This window comes from Peribacillus sp. BM1 (assembly GCF_056679975.1).
Genome location: NZ_CM155259.1, coordinates 3,049,973 through 3,071,338, shown reverse-complemented (window position 1 = coordinate 3,071,338; position 21,366 = coordinate 3,049,973). Strand labels below are relative to the sequence as shown.

At 35.4% G+C, this 21,366-nt stretch carries 25 protein-coding genes, 3 pseudogenes and 1 riboswitch; of the genes and pseudogenes, 5 read left to right on the top strand and 23 right to left on the bottom strand.

What is annotated here, in order from left to right; all coding sequences use genetic code 11:
- Window positions 1-299 precede the first annotated feature (299 nt).
- The 3 genes and pseudogenes from AC1MGI_RS14865 to ltrA all read right to left on the bottom strand — a co-directional run.
- Window positions 300-549: pseudogene (locus AC1MGI_RS14865) on the bottom strand (NADP-dependent phosphogluconate dehydrogenase); the annotation flags it as partial.
- Between the two features lie 262 nt (window positions 550-811).
- Complete coding sequence (locus AC1MGI_RS14860; RefSeq protein WP_480345918.1) at window positions 812-1,105, bottom strand: hypothetical protein; 294 nt, start codon at window positions 1,103-1,105, stop codon at window positions 812-814.
- Window positions 1,106-1,401: 296 nt separating this feature from the next.
- Window positions 1,402-3,198, bottom strand: a complete 1,797-nt coding sequence (ltrA, locus tag AC1MGI_RS14855) for a group II intron reverse transcriptase/maturase (RefSeq protein ID WP_480345917.1) — start codon at window positions 3,196-3,198, stop codon at window positions 1,402-1,404.
- A gap of 971 nt (window positions 3,199-4,169) precedes the next feature.
- Between ltrA and AC1MGI_RS14850 the strand changes: the two genes are divergently transcribed.
- Window positions 4,170-4,811, top strand: a complete 642-nt coding sequence (locus AC1MGI_RS14850; protein ID WP_480345916.1) for a glycosyltransferase — start codon at window positions 4,170-4,172, stop codon at window positions 4,809-4,811.
- A gap of 340 nt (window positions 4,812-5,151) precedes the next feature.
- On the opposite strand, the gene AC1MGI_RS14845 is transcribed toward AC1MGI_RS14850, so the two are convergent.
- The 8 genes and pseudogenes from AC1MGI_RS14845 to AC1MGI_RS14810 all read right to left on the bottom strand — a co-directional run bounded on the left by AC1MGI_RS14845 (window position 5,152) and on the right by AC1MGI_RS14810 (window position 10,075).
- Window positions 5,152-5,688, bottom strand: a complete 537-nt coding sequence (locus AC1MGI_RS14845; protein WP_480345915.1) for a glycerophosphodiester phosphodiesterase family protein — start codon at window positions 5,686-5,688, stop codon at window positions 5,152-5,154.
- A 270-nt stretch (window positions 5,689-5,958) separates the two neighbouring features.
- Complete coding sequence (locus tag AC1MGI_RS14840; protein ID WP_480345914.1) at window positions 5,959-6,153, bottom strand: DUF6366 family protein; 195 nt, start codon at window positions 6,151-6,153, stop codon at window positions 5,959-5,961.
- Between the two features lie 94 nt (window positions 6,154-6,247).
- Window positions 6,248-6,760, bottom strand: a complete 513-nt coding sequence (locus AC1MGI_RS14835) for a hypothetical protein (protein WP_480345913.1) — start codon at window positions 6,758-6,760, stop codon at window positions 6,248-6,250.
- 158 nt (window positions 6,761-6,918) lie between these two features.
- Complete coding sequence (locus AC1MGI_RS14830; protein WP_480345912.1) at window positions 6,919-7,395, bottom strand: hypothetical protein; 477 nt, start codon at window positions 7,393-7,395, stop codon at window positions 6,919-6,921.
- 164 nt (window positions 7,396-7,559) lie between these two features.
- Window positions 7,560-8,093: a class I SAM-dependent methyltransferase gene (locus AC1MGI_RS14825; protein ID WP_480345911.1), complete on the bottom strand. Its 534-nt coding sequence runs from the start codon at window positions 8,091-8,093 to the stop codon at window positions 7,560-7,562.
- Window positions 8,042-8,254, bottom strand: coding sequence for a hypothetical protein (locus tag AC1MGI_RS14820; RefSeq protein WP_480345910.1), 213 nt, complete (start codon window positions 8,252-8,254; stop codon window positions 8,042-8,044). The genes AC1MGI_RS14825 and AC1MGI_RS14820 overlap by 52 nt, the downstream gene beginning before the upstream one ends.
- A 173-nt stretch (window positions 8,255-8,427) precedes the next feature.
- A pseudogene (locus AC1MGI_RS14815) lies at window positions 8,428-8,813 on the bottom strand (DUF5071 domain-containing protein).
- Window positions 8,814-8,873: 60 nt separating this feature from the next.
- A pseudogene (locus AC1MGI_RS14810) lies at window positions 8,874-10,075 on the bottom strand (IS110 family RNA-guided transposase).
- Between the two features lie 101 nt (window positions 10,076-10,176).
- Here AC1MGI_RS14810 and AC1MGI_RS14805 point away from each other — a divergent pair.
- A complete protein-coding gene (locus AC1MGI_RS14805) occupies window positions 10,177-10,548 on the top strand; it encodes a hypothetical protein (protein ID WP_480345909.1) in 372 nt (123 codons plus the stop codon).
- A gap of 817 nt (window positions 10,549-11,365) precedes the next feature.
- Here the strand turns inward: AC1MGI_RS14805 and AC1MGI_RS14800 are convergent.
- From AC1MGI_RS14800 to AC1MGI_RS14750, 11 genes are all read right to left on the bottom strand, one after another.
- Window positions 11,366-11,740, bottom strand: a complete 375-nt coding sequence (locus AC1MGI_RS14800) for a hypothetical protein (protein ID WP_480345908.1) — start codon at window positions 11,738-11,740, stop codon at window positions 11,366-11,368.
- 711 nt (window positions 11,741-12,451) lie between these two features.
- The gene (map, locus tag AC1MGI_RS14795) at window positions 12,452-13,192 is read right to left on the bottom strand and encodes a type I methionyl aminopeptidase (RefSeq protein WP_480345907.1); all 741 of its coding nucleotides are present in this window, start codon (window positions 13,190-13,192) and stop codon (window positions 12,452-12,454) included.
- Between the two features lie 154 nt (window positions 13,193-13,346).
- Window positions 13,347-13,772, bottom strand: coding sequence for a YhfM domain-containing protein (locus AC1MGI_RS14790; protein ID WP_480345906.1), 426 nt, complete (start codon window positions 13,770-13,772; stop codon window positions 13,347-13,349).
- A gap of 250 nt (window positions 13,773-14,022) precedes the next feature.
- Window positions 14,023-14,511: a VOC family protein gene (locus tag AC1MGI_RS14785; protein ID WP_480345905.1), complete on the bottom strand. Its 489-nt coding sequence runs from the start codon at window positions 14,509-14,511 to the stop codon at window positions 14,023-14,025.
- A 354-nt stretch (window positions 14,512-14,865) separates the two neighbouring features.
- Window positions 14,866-15,015, bottom strand: coding sequence for an aspartyl-phosphate phosphatase Spo0E family protein (locus AC1MGI_RS14780; RefSeq protein ID WP_480345904.1), 150 nt, complete (start codon window positions 15,013-15,015; stop codon window positions 14,866-14,868).
- A gap of 34 nt (window positions 15,016-15,049) precedes the next feature.
- A riboswitch (cyclic di-GMP riboswitch) is annotated at window positions 15,050-15,132 on the bottom strand.
- A 501-nt stretch (window positions 15,133-15,633) separates the two neighbouring features.
- Complete coding sequence (locus AC1MGI_RS14775) at window positions 15,634-15,807, bottom strand: hypothetical protein (protein ID WP_480345903.1); 174 nt, start codon at window positions 15,805-15,807, stop codon at window positions 15,634-15,636.
- A gap of 303 nt (window positions 15,808-16,110) precedes the next feature.
- Window positions 16,111-16,650 carry a DUF2812 domain-containing protein gene (locus tag AC1MGI_RS14770; RefSeq protein ID WP_480345902.1) on the bottom strand — a complete coding sequence of 180 codons (540 nt, stop codon included), beginning with the start codon at window positions 16,648-16,650 and terminating at the stop codon, window positions 16,111-16,113.
- Between the two features lie 53 nt (window positions 16,651-16,703).
- Complete coding sequence (locus tag AC1MGI_RS14765) at window positions 16,704-16,988, bottom strand: PadR family transcriptional regulator (protein ID WP_480345901.1); 285 nt, start codon at window positions 16,986-16,988, stop codon at window positions 16,704-16,706.
- A gap of 418 nt (window positions 16,989-17,406) precedes the next feature.
- The gene (locus AC1MGI_RS14760) at window positions 17,407-17,907 is read right to left on the bottom strand and encodes an HTH domain-containing protein (protein ID WP_480345900.1); all 501 of its coding nucleotides are present in this window, start codon (window positions 17,905-17,907) and stop codon (window positions 17,407-17,409) included.
- 238 nt (window positions 17,908-18,145) lie between these two features.
- Window positions 18,146-18,589, bottom strand: a complete 444-nt coding sequence (locus AC1MGI_RS14755) for a carboxymuconolactone decarboxylase family protein (protein WP_480345899.1) — start codon at window positions 18,587-18,589, stop codon at window positions 18,146-18,148.
- A 29-nt stretch (window positions 18,590-18,618) separates the two neighbouring features.
- Window positions 18,619-19,272 (bottom strand): FMN-dependent NADH-azoreductase, encoded by a 654-nt coding sequence (locus AC1MGI_RS14750; protein WP_480345898.1) that lies wholly within the window; start codon window positions 19,270-19,272, stop codon window positions 18,619-18,621.
- A gap of 200 nt (window positions 19,273-19,472) precedes the next feature.
- On the opposite strand from AC1MGI_RS14750, the gene AC1MGI_RS14745 reads away from it, so the two are divergent.
- Window positions 19,473-19,964 (top strand): RrF2 family transcriptional regulator, encoded by a 492-nt coding sequence (locus tag AC1MGI_RS14745; RefSeq protein ID WP_480345897.1) that lies wholly within the window; start codon window positions 19,473-19,475, stop codon window positions 19,962-19,964.
- Window positions 19,965-20,274: 310 nt separating this feature from the next.
- On the opposite strand, the gene AC1MGI_RS14740 is transcribed toward AC1MGI_RS14745, so the two are convergent.
- Complete coding sequence (locus AC1MGI_RS14740) at window positions 20,275-20,703, bottom strand: YugN family protein (RefSeq protein WP_480345896.1); 429 nt, start codon at window positions 20,701-20,703, stop codon at window positions 20,275-20,277.
- 169 nt (window positions 20,704-20,872) lie between these two features.
- Here AC1MGI_RS14740 and AC1MGI_RS14735 point away from each other — a divergent pair, with 169 nt between their 5' ends.
- On the top strand, window positions 20,873-21,028 hold the full coding sequence (locus tag AC1MGI_RS14735) for a hypothetical protein (RefSeq protein WP_480345895.1): 156 nt from the start codon (window positions 20,873-20,875) through the stop codon (window positions 21,026-21,028).
- Window positions 21,029-21,113: 85 nt separating this feature from the next.
- Complete coding sequence (locus AC1MGI_RS14730; protein WP_480349800.1) at window positions 21,114-21,359, top strand: transcriptional regulator SplA domain-containing protein; 246 nt, start codon at window positions 21,114-21,116, stop codon at window positions 21,357-21,359.
- Window positions 21,360-21,366 lie beyond the last annotated feature (7 nt).

The window sequence follows — 21,366 nt, the reverse complement described above, 5'->3', positions numbered from 1 at the left end:
TGTGATATGAGTGAAATTGAAAAGGATAGAAATCCACTCTCTGCATACGATAAGATGCAATAATCCATTCATCAAAAGACAAATTATTTCGATCTTCCACAGCCCTCACGCCTTTCTTAAGCGTTGTAAAGCTTACATATATTTTACCCCTGCAGCATAAAAAAGACATTCTCTGGAACTGCTTTCATTTTTAATGTTTTTGACTAATAATGCTTTCCGATTAATAATTCCAGCAAAAAAAGAGACAAAACCAACCATTTTACTGTCAGTTTTGTCTCATATTAAGAAAACAAGGAATCTTACTCCATCCAGTTTGTATGGAAAATACCTTCTTTATCAATACGTTGGTACGTATGTGCACCAAAATAGTCACATTGTTCTTGTAATAGATTCGCTGGAAGCGTTTCTGTACGGGTAGCTGTCATAATAAGCAATTGCGCTTGCAAAGGATGGAACAGGGATTCCACGCTCAATTGCCACAGCAAGAACTTAGCGTAATGGCTGCTGATAGTTCTCAATGATATCTTTAAAGTAAGGATCTAGTAATAAAAGTAATAAGGTTGCCTACGCGGAAGTCTTCCCCATTTGTCATTTCAGGAGATATTTTGCGCGTATTTTAAGTATTATTTTGCATATCCAAAGTTAAAACCCAGCTACCTTCGGAAGATTAGCTGGGTTTCTTAATTATTTACATCTAATTTCTATTAAAAAAAGATCAACCAGTAAAAACTGGCTAACCTTATAATACGAAGCACCCGTTACTTGAATAAAAAATGCCCTGCACCAAAGCAACCGTTAATCAAACAGATTTTTAATATGATGTATTTTTATTTGTGTTTTTTTTTATCTTTATAAGATGTATTAAATTATCCTCGAATCTTTGCTTCTTCTTAGGGTTCATTAAAACTTGGTCTAATTCAACGGCCCCAATAAAAAAACGAAGTTCTTTATTTTCTAAAAATAGTTCGGTGTGTTCAGAAAATAAGAGCTTAAACCAATGTTCGTTTCTGAGCTGTTTTAAATTCTGATTCATTTTTTCTTCCGTAGGAAAACTGTCTTTTACACCCCAAAGTGTTATTAAGGTCTGTAATATTTCACTAATCATCCAATCATCTCCTTAAAAGAGATATACGGTTAACAGATAAAAATGTTCCATTTTATCCCATTCAACTAAACTGCCATTTGTTTTAATACTTACTTCACAATCTAAATCCAATATCAACATAAATATCCAATTAAATTCGGATGTTTTGTTCCACAATAGTAGCAATAGGTAAGCCTTTGAAGTCATCTCCAGCTTTTCCCCTGCTCCGCACCGAACGTGCTAGTTTCCCAGCATTCGGCGCTCCATCTATCGATGTATACTGGATTATAAGTTCTTCGTTACCCTTAGACGTGAGATTAATCTACCTTTTCAAGCCCACATTCCATTCGGTATTGGTTTAGTTTCTTTATCATTGAAAAATTTAAACCGAATTTCTGTATTTCTGATGTGATTATTTCTGTATTTTTACGATGCACTAGCCGATGGATGTCCCTATGAAGGATGCGAAGATTGTTGAATCTGTCCGTTCCTCCAAGATGTGTTGGTACATAATGATGGCAGTGAACTTCATTAGCGGTTAGATTCCAACCTGTGATTTCACATTTTCCAATCTTCATACTAAAACGGCTGATGCGATTATCCATATACTCAACCGTCCTACCTGGAAGATTTGCCTTCATTAGTCTGCTGATTTCTAGGCTGACATTCGGCTTCAGTTTATCGTAAATTCTCTTTCTGCCTTCCTCCGTAAAAAGGGATAGGGTTGGACTAAAGTTCATTGCATTTACTGTTCTAACGTCCCCAATCGGAAACAGGTGGACTCCTGCGATTTTGAACGTTTTAACTTGTGTGCTATAGAACTTTTTGTAAGCAGTACTAGGATTGATTGGATGTCCATATTTCCCCACGGGACGAAGGCGATTATACAGAAAGGCTTTTAATTCGTAGGCAAGACGTGAGAATTCTAGATTGACATGTGTAGCTCGGTTAAAATAATTGTGAATGCCTAAAACAAAACTGTTAAAGCGTAAAACATTTTGAGTGGTAGGGGATGCTTTTATCCGTAGGATATGGATTTTAGCTTGTTCTTTGAGTTTCTCCCGCTTCTTCCGTTTAATGCCCGTGTGGGCAACTCTTTTACTTCTCTTCTTATTCGCTTTAATTGTAAAACCTAAGAATTCGGATTCTCTTTTTCGCAAATTTACGATTTGCGATTTTTCCGGTGAAATGTCTAGTTTTAACCGTTCCTTGAGGTATGATCTAACCGCGTGATACCACTTTTGAGCCGTTTTCCCATCTCGGCAGAGAATTTTAAAATCATCCGCGTAGCGGACAAGGTACCCTTCTTTGAGACTTGTGCGTTTCTTAGCGTACCTTTCTCCAGCCTTAGATTTATAGTTTTTCGAGAGAGGGAAGAACTCCCATTGGTCAGCAACCCACTGGTCTAGGTCGTTTAGTACCACGTTCGATAATAGAGTTGATAAAATCCCACCCTGAGGGACGCCTTTAGATGGTACACCTTCTTTATCAATTTCGGCCTTTAGCATTTTAGATATGCAGGCTAACACTGTTCTATCATGAATGCCTAAATTCCATAATTGTTTGATAAGAAGTGTATGATTCACATTATCGAAAAACCCTTTAATATCAAGCGCAACTACATAATGTAGCTGCGCTTGATTAATTAAAAATTGTACTCTTGCCATGGCATGATGAGTAGACCTTAACGGTCTAAAGCCATAGCTGTGTTTGTAAAAATGGGCTTCAGCAATTGGCTCAAGAACCTGTTTAAAACACTGTTGAATGATACGGTCAAGAATACATGGAATTCCAAGCGGTCTTAGATTACCATTTTCCTTTTCAATCCATTTTCTTCTGACCTTCTTAGGTTGATAGTTCTCTAGTTTTGTTTGAATTACACTCACTAATTCATTTTCCGTGAGCTCCTTGATATCATTGATGGTTTTTCCATCTGTACCAGGTGTTTTAGCCCCTTTGTTAGATTTAATTTTACGAAAAGCCAATAGGATGTTCTCTCTGGATGTGATGATTTCATAGATATGGCTGAAAATATCCTTATTACTAGCTTTTTCATATAAATCCGTAAAGGTTTCCGTCATATTGTAGTAATCCCAATATCTCAAAGTTGACACTGTGGCATCCCTCCTAATGGGTGATGTTCCCACATTCTTACCCGATCGGTGTCATTCACGTGAAGAAAATAATCGTTCTCATTCGTTAGACTTGGGGCTGTTCCTCCACTCCCATTACAGAAGTTTCGTCGGTCGTACCCCTACCTTCACAAGAGCAAATGCATTTCGGTTTTCACCTTATAGCAACCGTTAAGGATGACAGTCCTTGTTTCAACGTCTCTTGGTTCCCAAGTACCTTACAACATAGCTATCCGTTCTAGACGTAGGTGCTTCCTTTAAACCTGTGAGCTGGATACCGCCATTGTTCAGTATAATGTATTTCAGAGGGCCAAATTTTACTCTACACCACTCACCCCATCGTAGGATGGGACATAGCTTTCACTATGTTCAATCTATAGACCCTTAAATTCAGAAGTTCGTCAGTTCCTTTAGAGGGGAACATCCTCACCCTATCTAGTTTTTCAGCCACCCGGCATATCGGTTGGCATACCTTTTCCATAGGAATGGCTTTAGCTTTCCTTCTGCCGACTCTACCTGTGCTTCGAACCCCATGAACTGTCTTTCATGACGCACGCAGGAGTCTTGATGAGATAGTTTCAGAAAACATGGCTTCGTCATTCCTATCCTCCGTTGTAAAGTTGAAGCTAATTTCATAAACTTCCTGTGTTTTCACGCCATAAGGCGTTTATCACAGAACTTGTCGCGCTGGCCCAATTGTTGAACAAAGAAATACCCTACTAAATAGATATTTTTATCAAACTTTTTTACAAATGATCAATTTTTATTATAAATGATCAGACTTTTTTATAAATTATCGAACTTTATTTTAAATCCACAGCTGGCCTGCAGTTCATTAAAAAAAGGATAGATTTACAGATCAACAGGGTAAGTAGAACAATTTTTAGGAATAAAAAAATCCCATATATCAATAATAAAAAGGACACTCTTTAACTTTGAAAGGAGAAGGTTTTTTGAAAAAATTATTATTGATGGGATTTATTTTGTTATTTCCTTTAAATATGGTGGCTGGAACAAGTGCCTACGCTAAACCGCAGGTACAATGCATTAGCCAATCTGAGGTAAAGTTCGAAAATAAATTCAGGAGACTTTGGATTGATCATGTATTGTGGACAAGTAATTATATTACAAGTGCAACAACAGCAGGTGCGGAGGATCAAAAACAGGTACTGACCAGGCTTCTGAAAAATCAGGAGGATATTGGTAATGCTGTAAAGCCAGTATACGGAGAGAAAGCTGGGAGCAAACTTACGGATTTGCTTAAGGAGCATATTGTTATTGCGGGAAAGATTGTAGATGCGGCTAAAAGCGAAAATGAAGCCTTGGTGAATCAGCTAAACAAAGAATGGTATAGAAATGCTGATGAAATAGCAGCTTTCCTTAGCGGTGCCAACCCCTATTTGAAAAATGAAGATCTAAAAAATTTGCTGTATATGCATCTGAAATTAGTGACAAATGATTTATCTGCAAGCTTAGCAAAAGATTGGAATGCAAGAATCGTTTCAATTGACGAAGGGGTCACACATATAATCCTAATGGCAGATATTATCTCTGCGGGAGTTGTAAAGCAGTTTCCGGATAAATTCAAAAAATAATTTTAAGAATCTCCAGCATTCTGTTGGAGATTCTTAAAATTTTGGGGGGCATTTGCATACGTTTATACAACTGGTTCAAGCAATTACCACGCCCTGGTTGCGTAACAGCATTATTACACTAAACTGCATCTTTAGTTGAATAAGAAAAGGGCTACCTTAGCAACCTTCATTCTTCAACTCTTGCACCCATTAGCTTAATAAGCTAGATTAAAAAACTCCTCTCATTTTATTTCAAGAAGAGTTTAATAATAATGAATTTTAGGAAGTATTTTTGTTTGTATTGTAGTAATGATTATAAGAGGTTAGCATGGAAACGTATTAACTGGAAATATTATGGTACCTATAAAGGTTGATAAGGTTTAATAAACTCTTTATTAGGAAAAACTGCAAACACCTCATCTAAGCTTGGCATCATACCAATGCCTTTGCCACGAAACGGATAACTCTCTCCATTATCAGCCGTATATCGATAGCCGACATCTAGTTTCTTCAATTCGTTCATTATATAATCTTTGACTTCACCTTTACCGTTTGTTCTATACTCTAAAGTGAAATCATGAAAAACAGCTAATTGATGATCCTTCGTTAACTGAATATCTAATTCTACTACGTCAGCACCAGTATCAAATGCTGCCTTCATAGAAGGAATTGTATTTTCTAAATAAGGGTGCTCAGGTCGATAAATGATTTCAGCTGTATTCGTATCATTCTCTACCTTTGAAATATCAAAGGTTTGAGCCAACCCTCTATGAGCTAGAATCTTATAATTTGTATCTTTCGAATAAAATAGACTGGTATTATTCATCCAAACCATAACAACCAAAAGGGGTAATACCCTCAAAATGATATATGTCCTTTTATCTTTTCTTTTTTTCATTTGTTTATCCTTTCTTTTCTTACTTTAAAATGAATTTACAATGTTATATCCTTTTATAAGAGTATTTGAACTTTTAATATAGTGCAATGTATGAAAAATGTAATTTAGATAACGTTTATCTGAAAAATTAAATCCTTTTTCTGCTAATTCAACTAACCTGCCCTTTAGTTGTAGAAAGTGTTTTTATGAATGTGTGATTTTGTATAGAATCATACATGAAAAAGGCCGTCATTTGGCAGCCTTTTTATGGAGCTAACGCACCCCCTTAGATCAAGAAGAACAGTGTGAAAGAATAAAAAATCCAGCAATAATAATTATTAAAATCAAAATCTTTGTAAGACAACCCCCTCTCGCTAATGCCCCAAGATCACCAACCATAGAACGGTTAACAGCGTCAGCTAAATCGCCCATTGGATTTTTTTGACGTTCTTTATTTAGCATTTTATCTTGTTCATCTTGGCTCATAGAATATCCCCCTTAAGCGACCTTTAGCTGCACAAGCTTTACTCCCAGCAGGGTAACGGGTTCTCCTTCAGAAGAAAGCTTCTTAGTTTCTCATTTAATATTCCATCGAATCGGCAATCTTTACAATATCTTCGATTGTGTATTTCTTCTCGATTTTTGGAGATTTAATAAGCATTATTGAATAATAAAGGTCGCCTTTTTTCCAACGAATTTCTTTTGAATTCTCGTCATCGTCTTCTATAAGAGCCTTTATGTCGTTCTTTAATTTTACTGTCTTGAATTGTTTATCATCAGAAGAAAAAATTGTGTTTTTATAGTGATAAGTAGTGATATGAAGATTTATACCTTCGCCTCCATACATAAATTCAGTATCAAAAATATCTCCTTTTGGGTCTTCGGGAGGGTTCGCAGAGAAACGTAAAATCACATTATCAACAGGAAAAGGTAATTCTGTCGGTGCTGCTAACTCTTCTTGAATTTTACCAGGTAATTTCTCAGCCACTTCTTTTACCGTTTTGGGATATTCTTCTTTTAATTTTTCAACTGCTCCATTTGAATTACACCCAGTTAGCAAAAGAATGAAAAGAATCGCAAAGACTTTCTTCATTTATCAGTCGCCTCTTTTTCCGTATAATTCCATTTTATCATTTCCTTGTTTAACAATCCTACCTTTTTAGTTGAACAAAAAGTTTTTTTGAATGTATGATTTTAGATATTTTCGTAAATTCAAATCGTTGATAACACTTCTGGCTTTTCTCTTTCTTTTCACAAAGGTCCCAACCAAAGAGTATATACAATAGCAACGAAAATCGAAAAGGTTACAAACATAAAATAAGTATTTATATTAAAATACTGGTTGTTCACATGAATACTCAATCCTGAAGTAATGCTTTGAATATATTCCGCATTTGCAACACCATTTCTATTGATTAACGCCTCTTTTATGACTTGGCGGTATTCATTCAATTTATTTTTTTGATAAAAAAAGGCAACAGTTAAGTGAACGAGAATAACAAATATACTGATGATAAAAACAGTGGTGTTAATCGAATTCACACGAAAAACCCGAACCCATAATATTACAATAAAAATGAGTAATGGAATTAAAATCCAAGCTATCAACAAAGCTGGATTACCGTTACCAGATGAAGTTCCTGGAATTGGAGTCATTTGGTTAACTAGTAGGAAGACACCTAATGCTAAGATGCTAACAACGAATAGCGTAATCTTTGCAATTTTCATTGTACACACCTCCTCTTTTTTTCTATATTTTCAATTATATACATTGCAACCCTTCTTCCACTAAACTGCCCCGTTTGTTCAATAAGAAAAAAGAGCTGCCTAAGCAACCCCATGATTTTTAACTAAAACACCCATTTAATGTAATAATAAATCTTGAGTTCTGTTTATTTTACTCCACCAAAAACAGCAAGTTCCATCCACTTAAAATAACAATCCGAATGCTTAAAGCCAATTTCTCTAAGCCAATTAACCTGTATATCTACTCTTTCCAGTATATTATCTTCTTTATCAGGGCGGTTATAATATCCCTTAGCTATTTCTTGTCTATCTCTTTTATTATGAATTGAAAGATGGTCAATAAAAAGCTTATCATGCAATTTTTCTATTTCAGGAGTAGCAGAAGCTGTATGCTCAACATTTATGAAAACTCCGCCTGGTGCTAAAACTTTGTATATTTCTCGATACAGTTCCTTTTTCTTTGTATGAGGAAGATGATGAATGGCATACCCAGAAACAATGCAGTCCACTGTCTCTGGTTCAGCATACTTCCCAATGGCATGACTAAAATCATCAAGTATAATCTCACAACGATTCATATAATCTTTCATATGGACGCGTGCATGTTCAATCATTGGTTCGGAATGGTCTAATAACACGGCAGAAGCTTCTGGATAAGATTTAAGCAAAATTTCAGCCAAAAACCCGTTTCCACATCCCAAATTCTTTTCGGTTTACGAGTAAAATGATTGACGACTTGAAGCATGATTTTGGCTTGTTCAGCTCCAAAAGGAATTCCCCCTCGAACCTGTTCAAGATAATGCTGTGTAACATCTTGTTGTTGCCAAGTTGTTGTTTCCATTTTTTCTCCCCCTTAATAAAAGTTTAGAAATAGAAAAGCTTATCATCCTAATTAACTGATTTTAATTTTGAATATTTTGTCTATTCTATTATTTTTATCCACTTCGATCAACCTATATTTTACTATTTCCTTTTGAACTAAACTGCTTCGTTAGTTGAAGAAGGGCTTTTAGATTATATTGTTTCTAAATTTTTTTTTGCAATTTTATCAAGTTCTTCTGCGAGTTCATTTTGCGTAGGTGTTTCGGCCACTTTTGTTAAATACTCTTTAAACTGAACTTTTGACTCTACTGGCAATTTAATAACCAAAAAGTGCAGAATAAACCACTTCCAGTTATCATCATCTGAAGATAAAACATCGTGTACATGGGGGACAATTTCTATGGGGAAAGTTAATAGAATTTCCAATACACTTGGGCAACTGGCCAGTTCATATCCTGAGTAAATATGAGTAGGTCAGACAATAAAGGCAATATTAAATTTCTATCCAGTTTTTTAATTTTTTCAGCACTATCGACATCATATTTATTTCTTGGCAGGAGACCTTCAAAGCCTTTCATATTTATCACTCCTTTATTTTTGTCTTTCGTGCATTTTTCTTTGTTTCACAAAACCGTTAATTAATCTACATCAAGGAATGTTTCTTTTCTCTTTAATAAAGCATAAATCCAATGAAGAAGTTTATTCATACAGGCAACAATCGTCACTTTTGCGGGCTTTCCTTCTGATTTTTCTTATTATAGAATGCTTTAAGCTTTTTGTTTCTTGAACTCCGTATACCGCATAATACGGCAAGATATAGGGAATGGCGTAGTCTGCTCGAACCTCTTTTAGTAATATGATTGATTGTTGCCGTAAACTTACCTGATGAGTGAACACTAGGATCGACTCCAGCGAAGGCAACGAGTTTTTTTGGATGATTAAACCGATCGATTTCACCAATCGCAGAGATAATCGTTGCATCGATTTTTTCTCCGATTCCCGGAATCGATTGGATGATCTTGTATTCCTCCACTTCATTTGCCAAGGCAACGATACGACCTTCCAAATCAGAAAGGTGCCCTTGGTAATGAAAAAGCAAATCAATATACATGCGCAGATTGATTAAGTGACTTTCATACACGACTTTTTGAAATGGATTTCGAGATGCAGAGTCCATTATTTTTTTGGCTTTTTCCCTCGCCCATTGACCAGACCCCCTCGGACAGAAATCCATAATACTCTCTACTAGTTTACTTTCCCCGCCTGTTAATACCGCCTCTGAAGTGGGATATTCCTTTAACATCGATAAAGAAACCTTTGAATATAGATCTCCAAAAACCTTCCGGTATTCAGGAAACACTTGATCTAAAATGGTGTGAAAATGAAGTTTAACTTCCACATACATATTCGTTACAATCTCCTGTTGTCTTGACAAATTCCGAAGGTTTAAAAGCTGAATCCCTCTATTTTTGTGGGGTTCAAAATCTTCTTTGTAATAGAGCACACACAACTGATACGCATCGATCGCGTCTGTTTTTACCTTTCGTAAACTGGACTTCTTTGCCTGATAAGAAATAATAGGATTAAGCAAGATGTATAAAATCTCGTGTTCCTCCATGCATTGAACAACGGGGGAATGATAATGGCCTGTAGATTCTAAAATGACCATAGGAACTTGCCCTGTCACCTCTTCAATCTCTTTTAAAAAGCCTATAAATTGTTCTAATTCCTCTCTCGTATGCTTCATTGAGAAACTCTTTCCATACGGTTTTGATTGATCTAAAAATGCCTGAACTTGGCTTTCTCCCTTTGCCATATTCAGACCAACTACTGGATTCATTGTCTTCTCCTCCTCTACTTACTAACCAGTACCCCTAGTCCTCCATGTAGTGTCATAGCTTCGCTTGTTATACGAGATCTACGTCCCAACCAGCCTCAAACATGTTTCTACAAATAGAAAATTCTTTAGATTCAAGTGATAGAGCTGATTATGAAATTGCTACTAAACAAGAAACTGGAAACGGAAGTATTGAATTATTAACACCAACAATTACAACAAAAGATAATCAATTAGAATTTATAACTGAGGGAATTGATGAAAATAAAATGACCTTTATCGTTGTTGCCAATAAAAAAGTATTTGAACAAAAAATAAAAAATGATGAATCCTACAAACTTAACATTAAGGGTATCAAAGATGCTCATAGGACGGACTATAAGCCAAAAGTTCAACTTATGCAAACTAAAGATGATACTGAAACTGGAGACATAGTAACCTTTAAACAAGTTAGATATACAGTTAAAAAAGATTAGTTTATAGTTATTTAATTCCCATCCTAATGAAAAATTATTGAAACATATTTCTCCATTAGGATGGAAACACATTAATGGTCCTACTCCTTATTGTAGTAGTCGAGTAGAAGGGAACCTTTCTACCTTTCGGTAGATTGTGTTCCTCCCCCCTCACAGAACCGTGCTTGCGCTATTTACGCACACGCCTCCTCCTAGTCACCATTCACAAAATATAGCTAATCTCTTTCGCTCAGATTTTTGCTAATTCTGCTATCCTTAATAGTTTTGTTTCCATTTATTATGCCTACCTCTGCGTGTAGTGAATGTGTCCCTAATAAGGGTGATAACTGGTAGCTAGCCTTTCCTCCATCAGCATTACCCAACTTCATTGGTACTACGCTGCTATCCGACTCCCTACAACGGCATTTGGCTTCCTTGCTTATTATCGCTTGTACACCATACTCTTCTAAAAAAGAAAAGACCGGTAGGGTCTCCGTATCATATCAATGTGTGACGTGCCAAGGTCTCTGACTCCAGAGAGGTTCTATCCTTCTTGCCTTTAACGATGGATAAAATGTAGCTTTCTGCTGTGCTTAAGGCATCAGCCCTCTCGATTTACTAACATTATGGAGCTCAATCCCTCCAACCATTTGGCTTTCGGCCCGCCACCTAACTGTCTACGCTTAAAGGCTAATGTTACCATTAACCCTCCAAGACTCGCTATGAGTGAATGGCTAGTTCTTACTCGACGGGAATCCCACCCGCTATATGATACGACCTAGGCTCGGCCGCACAAGCTCCCGTTAGTTTAAGTGCATTCTTTATTTTAGTGTTACTGCTATCTTTTTACAATCGCCATACGTAAGTTCGAGATGACTCCAAGGAACAATATTAACGAACAAACCATTTTTTCAAAAGGTGTTCCAAACAATTGTTGTATAAACCCAAAAGACCAAAGTACAACAAAAAACCAGCATATAACGGTTATTCCTCTTTTGTATGTATATAGTATATTTCTGCCAACAATCAGCGTAAACACTCCTCCAATAATAGAAATAATTATACTGATAATAGATATTGGTAGCTGCGTAGCGAAGGATTCAGAGCGTCCGCCATTAACCCATGTGAATGGAATAATGCCGCTAATAATTAGAACATGGATTGAGATAGTCAAAGAGTAAAAAATAATCCCCATAAATACAGCAGTTTTCATATTAATTTTTCTAAGTTTCTCTAATATAAAATCACCTCATTTCTTCCTATTATCATTTTATTTAATCTAGTAAGGTACTATTCCTATATGATTTTCCATATAATACGTTTTTTGTGCTCAAGCCCCCTCCGAATTTCTAAAATATAGGCTTAGGTATTCTAGTTAAACTAACCTGCCCCGTTAGCCATCCATGAAGCGCAAAAATCAGCGCTTCACCACAGAGAATGAAAATTGATCTCTATGTCGATAATGTTTTATTAGCTGGCGAAGAAGGTCGTTGAACTATGGTGCCTTTGAGCCCATCCGTTAGTCTGACTCCGACGACCACGGTGTACCACCGACTGTCGCGCCCTTTATGGGTAGCACTCATGGGAGATTAATCCTTTTTCGGTCGTCGCGCTAGCCTCTACCTAATTTGCTATGATTGGAAGTTCTTGTTTAACGATTTACCAAACTCAATCTGATCACTCATAAGGCTCAGCCTTTTTTTAAAAAGCGTTTTTACTGGGTTTATTTTGTTGTGGTTTTTTCTGGATTTTGAGCTTTTTTTATTTTCATGGGAGTTGAAGAAGATCCCGAAGGATTATATGCATACTCTATACAAATCTAGTTACCATAATCACGCTTATCGGTACTGAAAAAGGATCTTCGGTTGGAAGATCCTTTTAGCTGCTTGTTAAATTAAAGCGTCCGTTTGTGGTATTAATGGTCTTACAATGTAGTAATAATCGGTCCTTCCTTGGTAAGAATAATCGTATGTTCGTATTGAGCCACAAAGCTTTCATTGGTTAAGAAGGTCCAGCCATCTTTGGATTGGAAAACTTCCTCTTCAAATGTAGAAATAAAAGGTTCAAAGGCAATTACCATACCATCTTTTAAAATTTCGTCATCCCAGCGAGAGTAGTAATTGAAAATATGTTCTGGTGCTTCATGAATTGAGCGCCCAATACCGTGTCCAGTAAGATTTTTTATGACTGTTAAGCCATGCTGTTTTGCTACATTGTGTGCAGCTTTTCCGAGCGCGCTTTTTTTCGAACCTGGTTTTGCCTTCTTAAGTCCAGCGTCGAATGCTTCTTTAGCAACGTCACATACTTTCTGTAAAATTGTCTCTCCTTTTCCTACTACAAAGGAAATTCCAGTATCTGCGAAATACCCGTTTTTTGAACCTGAAACATCAATATTTACAATGTCCCCTTCTTGAATGGTCCGTTTCCTTGGAATCCCGTGCGCTACTTCTTCATTTATGCTAATGCACGTAAAGCCAGGAAAATCGTATTCTCCTTTTGGGGCAGATTGGGCTCCTGCTTTTTCAAACATCTCTCTCGCAATTTCATCGAGTTCTTTTGTGGTAATTCCAGGTTTCGTACAACGGACTAATTCATCTCGAATCGCTCCACAAATTTCTCCAATTACTTTTAATCCATTAAAATCCTCTTCAGTCTTTGCAACCATTGTATATCCTCACTTTTTAAAGTATTTTATGATTTGTATTCCATTTTCCATTTAGTTTCTAGCATAAAAGGAACGCGTTTTCCTCAACAATATGGCCCTTATATGGGATATTGGTGCTAATCCTTATTAGGGAAAAGCGCCCGATTACGGAATATTATTTATCTAACATGTCCGTTAATATTTTTGTATCCTCAGAAGAAATATCGAATCCATTGTCTTCGTGTCCAACATACATTATACTGCTTTTCTCCCCTGTGTTTCCAAGTACAAGATGTAATCCGTGGATTTCCCCATTTTTATAACGGACTAATATATCATAATCTGGTTTTTCTTTAACAACATCAACTTTTTGTTTTTTGCCTTTTGCATCCTTTAAAACTTCCTCAATCTTTGATATACGCGTATCTTCATCAATTGTCATAAAATAATTTTCATTCATTCCACGATAACCATTAGAGTCGGAAATAGAAATAGATGAAATATTATCTAATAGTGTCATTTCTTTATCTTGGGATTGACAACCAAACAAAAGGAACGTGCAGAAAGATAAAAATAGCAACAAAGTAATTCTTCTCGGCAAAATCTTACTCCTTCCATTCTAATTCGACAATCATGTAAATCAAAATAGATCTTTAATAACCCTGACACTTATTCCGCAATCTGGCCCTTTAATTGAACATGTGTAGGTTTTGAATAAAGTTTGAGTAAAAGTATTGGACCAACCCTTATTTAGCAGCCAAAGAAAAGAAACCATTTTGAAAAAAGATTGATCAAAGTGTTTTCTTTTCTTATCAACGATTTTGCTGTTTTGATAAAAAAGATTGGATATTTTATTTAATTTCCTCAGCCAGCTCCAAAATAATTCCTTCTGGCCCACGAACGTAGCATAATTTATAAGCGTTTTCGTAGTTTTGTATCTCACCAATAAGTCCTGCGCCTTTCTTTGTCAATTTGGTAACAAGGGCTTCAATATCTTCAACAGCAAAGGCAATATGCTGGATACCCAGAGTATTTGATAAAGGACGCTGTATGCCATTTTCATCTGATGGCGTGTGAAATTTTACTAGTTCTATATTTGCGTCACCGTCTGGCGTTCGCAACATTACTAGTTCTATATTTGCGTCACCTTCTAACGTTCGCAACATTGCAACTTCCTCTTTAACGTCTTGAAGCCCTATTATCCTCTTCATCCGCTCCACCCACTCGCCTTCCACTTTTCCTTCCCCTAGCATTTCAAGGCCAAAGTCAAGAAAAAACGCTTTCGCGGCAGGAAGATCATTGACGATTATACCCACATGATCTATTCTATGGATTTTCATATTTCATACCTCCTTTTTCCTAATTTTATCACATATGTCTCCTAAAGATTTCTTCTCGATTGCTTAATAGCTTTTCCTCTTTATTCAACAAACTGTCCCTTTAACGGAACAATTTATTTTCAATTAACAATTCATTAATCCACCTCTTATTTAGATGTTCTTTCCCTTCATTATAAAAATGCCCCTTTAGATAACCATATCCAAAGAGGTAAAGCATCGCGACTTTATTTCAAACCTACAACAAGGCCTTAAAGTATCACATGAATACTCTATACAAATCTAGTTAACATAAAGTTTCTTATAGCCACTGAAAAAGGATCTTCGGCTGGAAGATCCTTTTAAATGCTTGTTTAATTAAAACGCCCTATGTTTTTGGTAAACCATGATAAGCTGATCTAATTTTTGACTGCAATTAATGGTGTCGTGGCTATTTAAGCCTGTTTCCTTTGCAATCAGAATTAATTCCTTTTTCAATTCATTAATCCTGTTTTCTAAATCGTCCATCCAACAAGGTATCCTCCTAAAATAATACATTATTTCAGGCAACTCAGCCATCATAGTCAAAACTTTAGACCTGTAGTTTTGCGTCCTTATTTTTCAATAAGTTTGCCTTTTCTCGTTATATATTACTGTAATTAGATTCCGAAATTTGTCGCATTTTGTTGTTGCTATCGGAATAATTGACAAGAAGGTGGATTCATGGATCCTTTAACAATATGGTCCTTTAGTTGAACAAGAATCTAAAGGTAATTTATGCATACGTTATACCTTAAAGCCCCTGTATGCGTTAGAACGATAAGGCTGCCAATCACAATCATATGTATCTTAAATTGCATGATTTTTTTAATCTATGTTTGTGAAACATTACTATATCAAAGATTGAACTATTTGAGACGGGGTATATTCTGACCTTGATTCCGAATGGATACCGTTTAACGAAAATAAAAATGAACCCATAACTAAAAACAACCTCTATAAGCATACTAAAGGAATAATACTGAGGTGGGTTTAATGTATGATAAATGGATTTATAATCATTTCATCAATACTCTTTTTTTTCCTGTAGTAGTGATTGGTGGAACGATAATAATATCAGCTATCTTTATTCATCTTGTAAGCAAATCATCGAACAGTTAGTAAAGAAATACCCCTTCTACTAGCTGCTTGTTTTATTAACTCTATTCCATGACACATAGCTTCAGACAAGATACCTTCTTTGATATTTATGTTTACTTCATAATAAAATTTAACTAATAAATCCATTGGAAGCTTATCGTATGGAGTTTCACCTTGCAATCTTTGTCGCCCCCTTTTATCTATTTTCTGAAAATTATACCAACGGGAAATTTATTTTTCTACTAAACTAAATGTAGATATGTATAGGTGTCATAACTTAAGAAAAGTTACTCTGACTATGCTATATACTCTATTTTATGTATATTGATGTATTATATATTCAAAAATAGTTTACATAATGCTATGTTATTGGTACTGAAAAAGGATCTTCACTGGAAGATCCTTTTGTGCTTGTTAAATTAAAACACCCAGATAGTGAAAATTTTGCTTGTTTCCGAACTTTTTTAATCGATATAGAGACATTTATTCCTTTCGTAATTTCAATAATTTAAATTGATAAGAAAGATATGGCAAGCCTGGAAGGATAAGAATGATGAGGGAAATCAGCCCCAACACTTGAAAAATGTTCCCGATACTTTCAGGTACCCATCCCCAATGACTAAAGACACTAAGCAACCAAAATACAACAGTGGAAATGAAGAATGGAAGAGCAGATTTCCCCATATACCTCTTTTCTCGTTCATATTTTTCAATAGTAGTTGGTCTGTCTGTATAGATTGGCTTGGTTCCTGTAGGGGCACTAAATATATGAATCTCATTTCCTACAGAGCATACATGTGACCATCCAGTAGCTTCAAAGAAGGCAAAATACTCATCATCTTCTTCCTTTTGATAATCCAGTGAATACTCAATGTTCTTACGTTCCCCTTTTCTTAGTTTGTATCCCATCCCTGCAAATTTTTCTAAAATCCATCCCTTTTTTGCATATTCGGCAAGCGTTTTCATCTCTTGCTCTTCAAAAAATGCTAAACCACAACTAGAAATATATTTAACTTTTTTCATGATAACTGCTCCCCTCTTCTGTTAAATACTTCTTCTGCATGTAATACCATTTCTCATCTTCGCTTTACTTCTTTTTTCAAAAGTTCAATGCCCTTTTCTGTTGCAATATAGGTTTTTCTTTTCGGATTATGGTCATCAAACAGTTGAATTAATTCGGTAGCTAACAGTTTCTTGATTGTTGTATACATAGAGGCAGGTCCAATTAAAAATCGCTGATCGGTCATTTTTTCAATCGTTTGCATAATGAGGTAACCATGCTTCGCATCGACTAAAGACAATAAAATATAGTAAGCTGTGTCCGTCAGATCCCCCATTTCTAATGAGACATTTCTTCCCATGATACTCCTCCTTCGTATATCATTAAATGATATATCATTAAGTATAATGTATCGTTTAATGATATACAAGTCAATTAGAAGTCCATTAATTCTTCTTTCACTAAAGCCTCTCTTAGCTTGGGTAGCGTCAAGAAAATGAGGATTTACACAACGTTAAGGAAATTTCAATATTAAAAATCCTAATTTCTCAATTTAATGTGAATAAATTAGGATTTTTTCAATCTCTTCTTATTCCTATCATTGTTTTATCTCATTTATAGTGTCGAGGAAATTTCTTTAATACCTTGTGCAATTATTTGGCCCTTTAGTTGAACAAGGTCCCATAGTGTCAAATGAATACTCTATACAAAACTAGTTTACATAAGGTCAATTATCTAAAAAAAAGTGGTTGGGTATCTAAAAGGTATCCAACCTCTTTTTATTCTAGTAATCCTTTATCTTTGAATATTTTCCTTAATGATTCATTCACCAATTCAGATTTATAGTTTTTAGGAACACGATCAATGATGCTTAATATGTCTTCATCAAAATAAAACCCTCTGTATACTCTTTTAGAGTGTGTTTTCTTACCTGCAAGTAACATATCGATTGAATCCATGTCATCATTGCTAGCACTAGCAGATTCAGCTTTGCCTTTGCTTTTTGTTTCACTTGTGCTAGTGCTAGTAATTTCACTTTTACTTTTATTGATTTTACCTATAGAAGCGTTATTTCTCCCAAACAATGTACTAAAATCAACATCGAATGGCTCGGGCGATTCTCCTAAATAGTTATAAACACTTTTCTTGCTATCCCATTCATAACCTAACTTTTTAATCTTCAGTTGAATCGTTCGATCACTTACACCATACAATTCGGCCAGTTCTTTGATGGTCATTTCTTTCATCATAATTTTATGAATGATTTTACTTACTAGCATACGTAAAAGCCACCTACTTTCATCTTACTTTTACATACACATATTCATGCTAGCTTATGAAATGTCCTGCATGAAAGCCTTAATTGTTTACATAATCACGCTTATCGGTACTGAAAAAGGATCTTCGGTTGGAAGATCCTTTTAGCTGCTTGTTCAATTAAAGTGCACGATTGCTGAAGATAAACAATATTATTAAATGTATCCGAAACGAACACTATAAGATGCTCGCTGAGAGTTACTATTTTTCAGTTGCTGTATTTCCCATTGCAATAGAAATTCTATTCCAACTGTTGATTTGATTGATTATTAGAACAAGGTCAACATATTGTCTTTCGTCAAAATGTTCACGTACTCGGTGATAAAGCTCATCTGGCACACGTTTTGATGGGATTAAAGTCACGTACTCTGTCAACTCGAGAGCTACTTTTTCTGCATCTGTGTAAAATGTGCACTCTTTCCAAGCACTAATACAATATAAACGCTGTTCCGTTTCACCCATTTTTCGAGCATCTGCTGTATGCATGTTAATGCAATATGCACAACCATTTATTTGAGAAGCCCGAATTTTTATAAGTTCACGAAGTTTACGGTCTATATCTGTAGTTTTCGTATACTTTTCCATTTCCATCATTATTTTAAGTGCTTCTGGTGCTACGTTGTAATAATCAATTCTTTGTTCCAATTTAATTACCTCCTTATATTTCTTTTCATTTAAGACCATATTAATTCAGTTGCTAATCTTGAAGCAGCTTCTTCAGCTTCTTTATATGCTTTTTGTAATACTTCACTTGGGTCTAGTAAAGCAGTTCCTTGTGCGCGAATGATTTGATAATCTTCGATGCCAAGAAAATTGAACATTGACTTCAGGTATTTATTAGAGTAATCAACTTCTGTATACCAATCATTATTGGTATAGATTCCACCACTTGCTTGTATGACAAGCATTCTTCGTCCATCTTTAAGTAGACCTACTGACCCATTTTCAGTATATTTAAAAGTTTCACGAGCAATCATGATATTGTCCATGTAATCTTTTAACTTTGATGGAATATTAAAATTATGCAAAGGTAAAACGATGATATACGTTTTTGCACTTTTAAATTGTTGTAATATTTCGGACATACGCTCTGTTACTTTTTGTTCTTGGCTAGTTAGCTCCTGTTCTTTTCGTTGTTTTTCCCATGCATTTAAAACCGTTTTATCTATCATGGGCACTACATCTCCGTACAAGTCAATCTGTTCAAATACTTCGCTGTCGGGGATTAATTCTTTATAAGCTTTCAAAAAGTGGTTAAAAACCTGCAAGCTAACTGAAGAAGTATCATCTATTTTTGGATGTGCGTTAATAATAAGTGTCTTGTTCAATTGGATTTCTCCTTTAAAATGGATTTCAGGAACTAATTATAGACAATATTAATCGTCGATTAACATTGTCTATAATATGTGCTATAATTATTTTTGTCAAACGAATAAAATTTACCAAAGAGATTTTTATATTTGACTAGATCTCTAAATATTCCTAAGATACATTTTGATAGTCCTTAATAAAAAGTAGGTGAGTTAATATGCAATATAGTGTCGGAGTTGAATATGCTTTACATTGTCTGGTTTATTTAATTGATGTTCCTTCCAAGGAAAGTGTTGGGATAAAGGATTTAGCAGAATTCCAAGGGCTTTCTGAGACGTTTCTTTCAAAAGTTTTCGGTAAATTATCTAAGGCTGGTATTGTAAGTTCTGTCCCCGGTGTAAAGGGTGGATATAGATTATCTAAGTCCCCAGAAGATATTTCCTTTTGGGATGTTGTTGAAGCAGTTGAAGGGCCTAAACCTATTTTTCAATGTAAAAATATTAAAGATAATGGTTATTTGTATAGAGAAAGCTGCTGTTCAGCTCCCTCCTTTTGTACAATCAATTTAGTTATGCTCTCTGCGGAAGAAAAAATGCGTGATGACTTACGTAGTAAAACACTTTCATGGTTAAATGAAGAGCTTGATCGTGTCTTGCCCAAACAAATACGTGAAGATACCCGGAAATATTTTTCGAAAAGTAGCATATAAAACAAACCTCTCCTGAAATTCCTTAATTAAGAGGAATTTAGAGAGGTTTTTTCTTAGTTCAAGGAAACGTATCTTTCAATTGTCTATTGATAATTACAACAGCCTTACTCCAGAATATGGCTCGTTTGCTGAATAAGGTTTCTAAAGAACACGTGAATAGTCTATACAAATCTAGTTAACATAAAGGGGAATTTTCGGAACTTCCGAAATATAAAACCCCTTGGTGCAGTTCAGTTAGTTTGTTGTCTAACATTTATGGGACAGTTCAAAATCGTAGGTGCTGTTCCGTTATTGTTTTCATTATGTGTCGTTAGGAAACTAATAATCCAGTGATCGAACTAAAGACTTGTTGTATTGCTTCTTCTCCAGCTTTGGCCCATCTGCTTTTATCATTGATATAGTCGTCATTATCCAATGGTGTTTGAAATTGATCAAGCCCGGTAGTACCAGTTAAAAATGAGTTTTCATCATGATCAAGCCCAATATTGACAACATGCTTGATGACAAAAGGTGTTCCAAATTCAATCAATGCACTGGAATGATCTAAAGCTCCATCCAAAACATAAATGGGGACTCTTAGATAGATAGACTCACCTCCACCACGCCATAATAATGAGTCGAATTTTCCTTGTTCATAATCAAAATTACTGCAAAAACTACATCCGTAAGAATGAAAGATATCACGAACTGCCCCAAAATACGCTCTTTTTCCTTCAATTTCTGTTTGTAATTGAATCAATTTTCCTTCACTCCTGTATCAAAAGGTCAGTTACTATTATTAACCAAAAAATGAATAAAATACTCGGATTTCAGTGAGGTATGGGTAAATGTTATTTTCTCTCTTTTTATCATGCTTCGAATAACTTCAGAGATGTAACAAATCCTAATGAACAAAGGAGGTGCTTATATTGTCAAATCAGCAACGTACTAATGGCGAGAAACAAAGAGGGCAATCCGGCAATCAACTGGGTTCAGGATCGAAGTACCATGAAGAACATGCAGGAAAGGTTATCGGTTACGGACAACCTGATCAAAACGCTAAAAAGGCTTACAAAGATAGTTGATAAGCCTTAATTATTATCATTTCACGTCCTTTGCGACGTTTTTTCCGTTATAAAAATAAGAATATTTAAAGGACGGTGAATGGAAATGGAAGTAAACCCTGAGTATACCTCCCATAATCCAGGAGATGTTGTCTACGTCTTTTATCGTAATCCGCATACACAGGACGTTGCAAATATTCAGGAAGCGGCCGTTGTGAATAATCCGGACAATCCTGGTGAATTGGCTATATTTCTATATGAAACCTATTACCCTCTAACAAACGAAATGGCTGTTTACACAAGTGAGGCTGATGCGATGCAGGCCTATGAACAGTATTTTGGATATGAATAGAATGGAG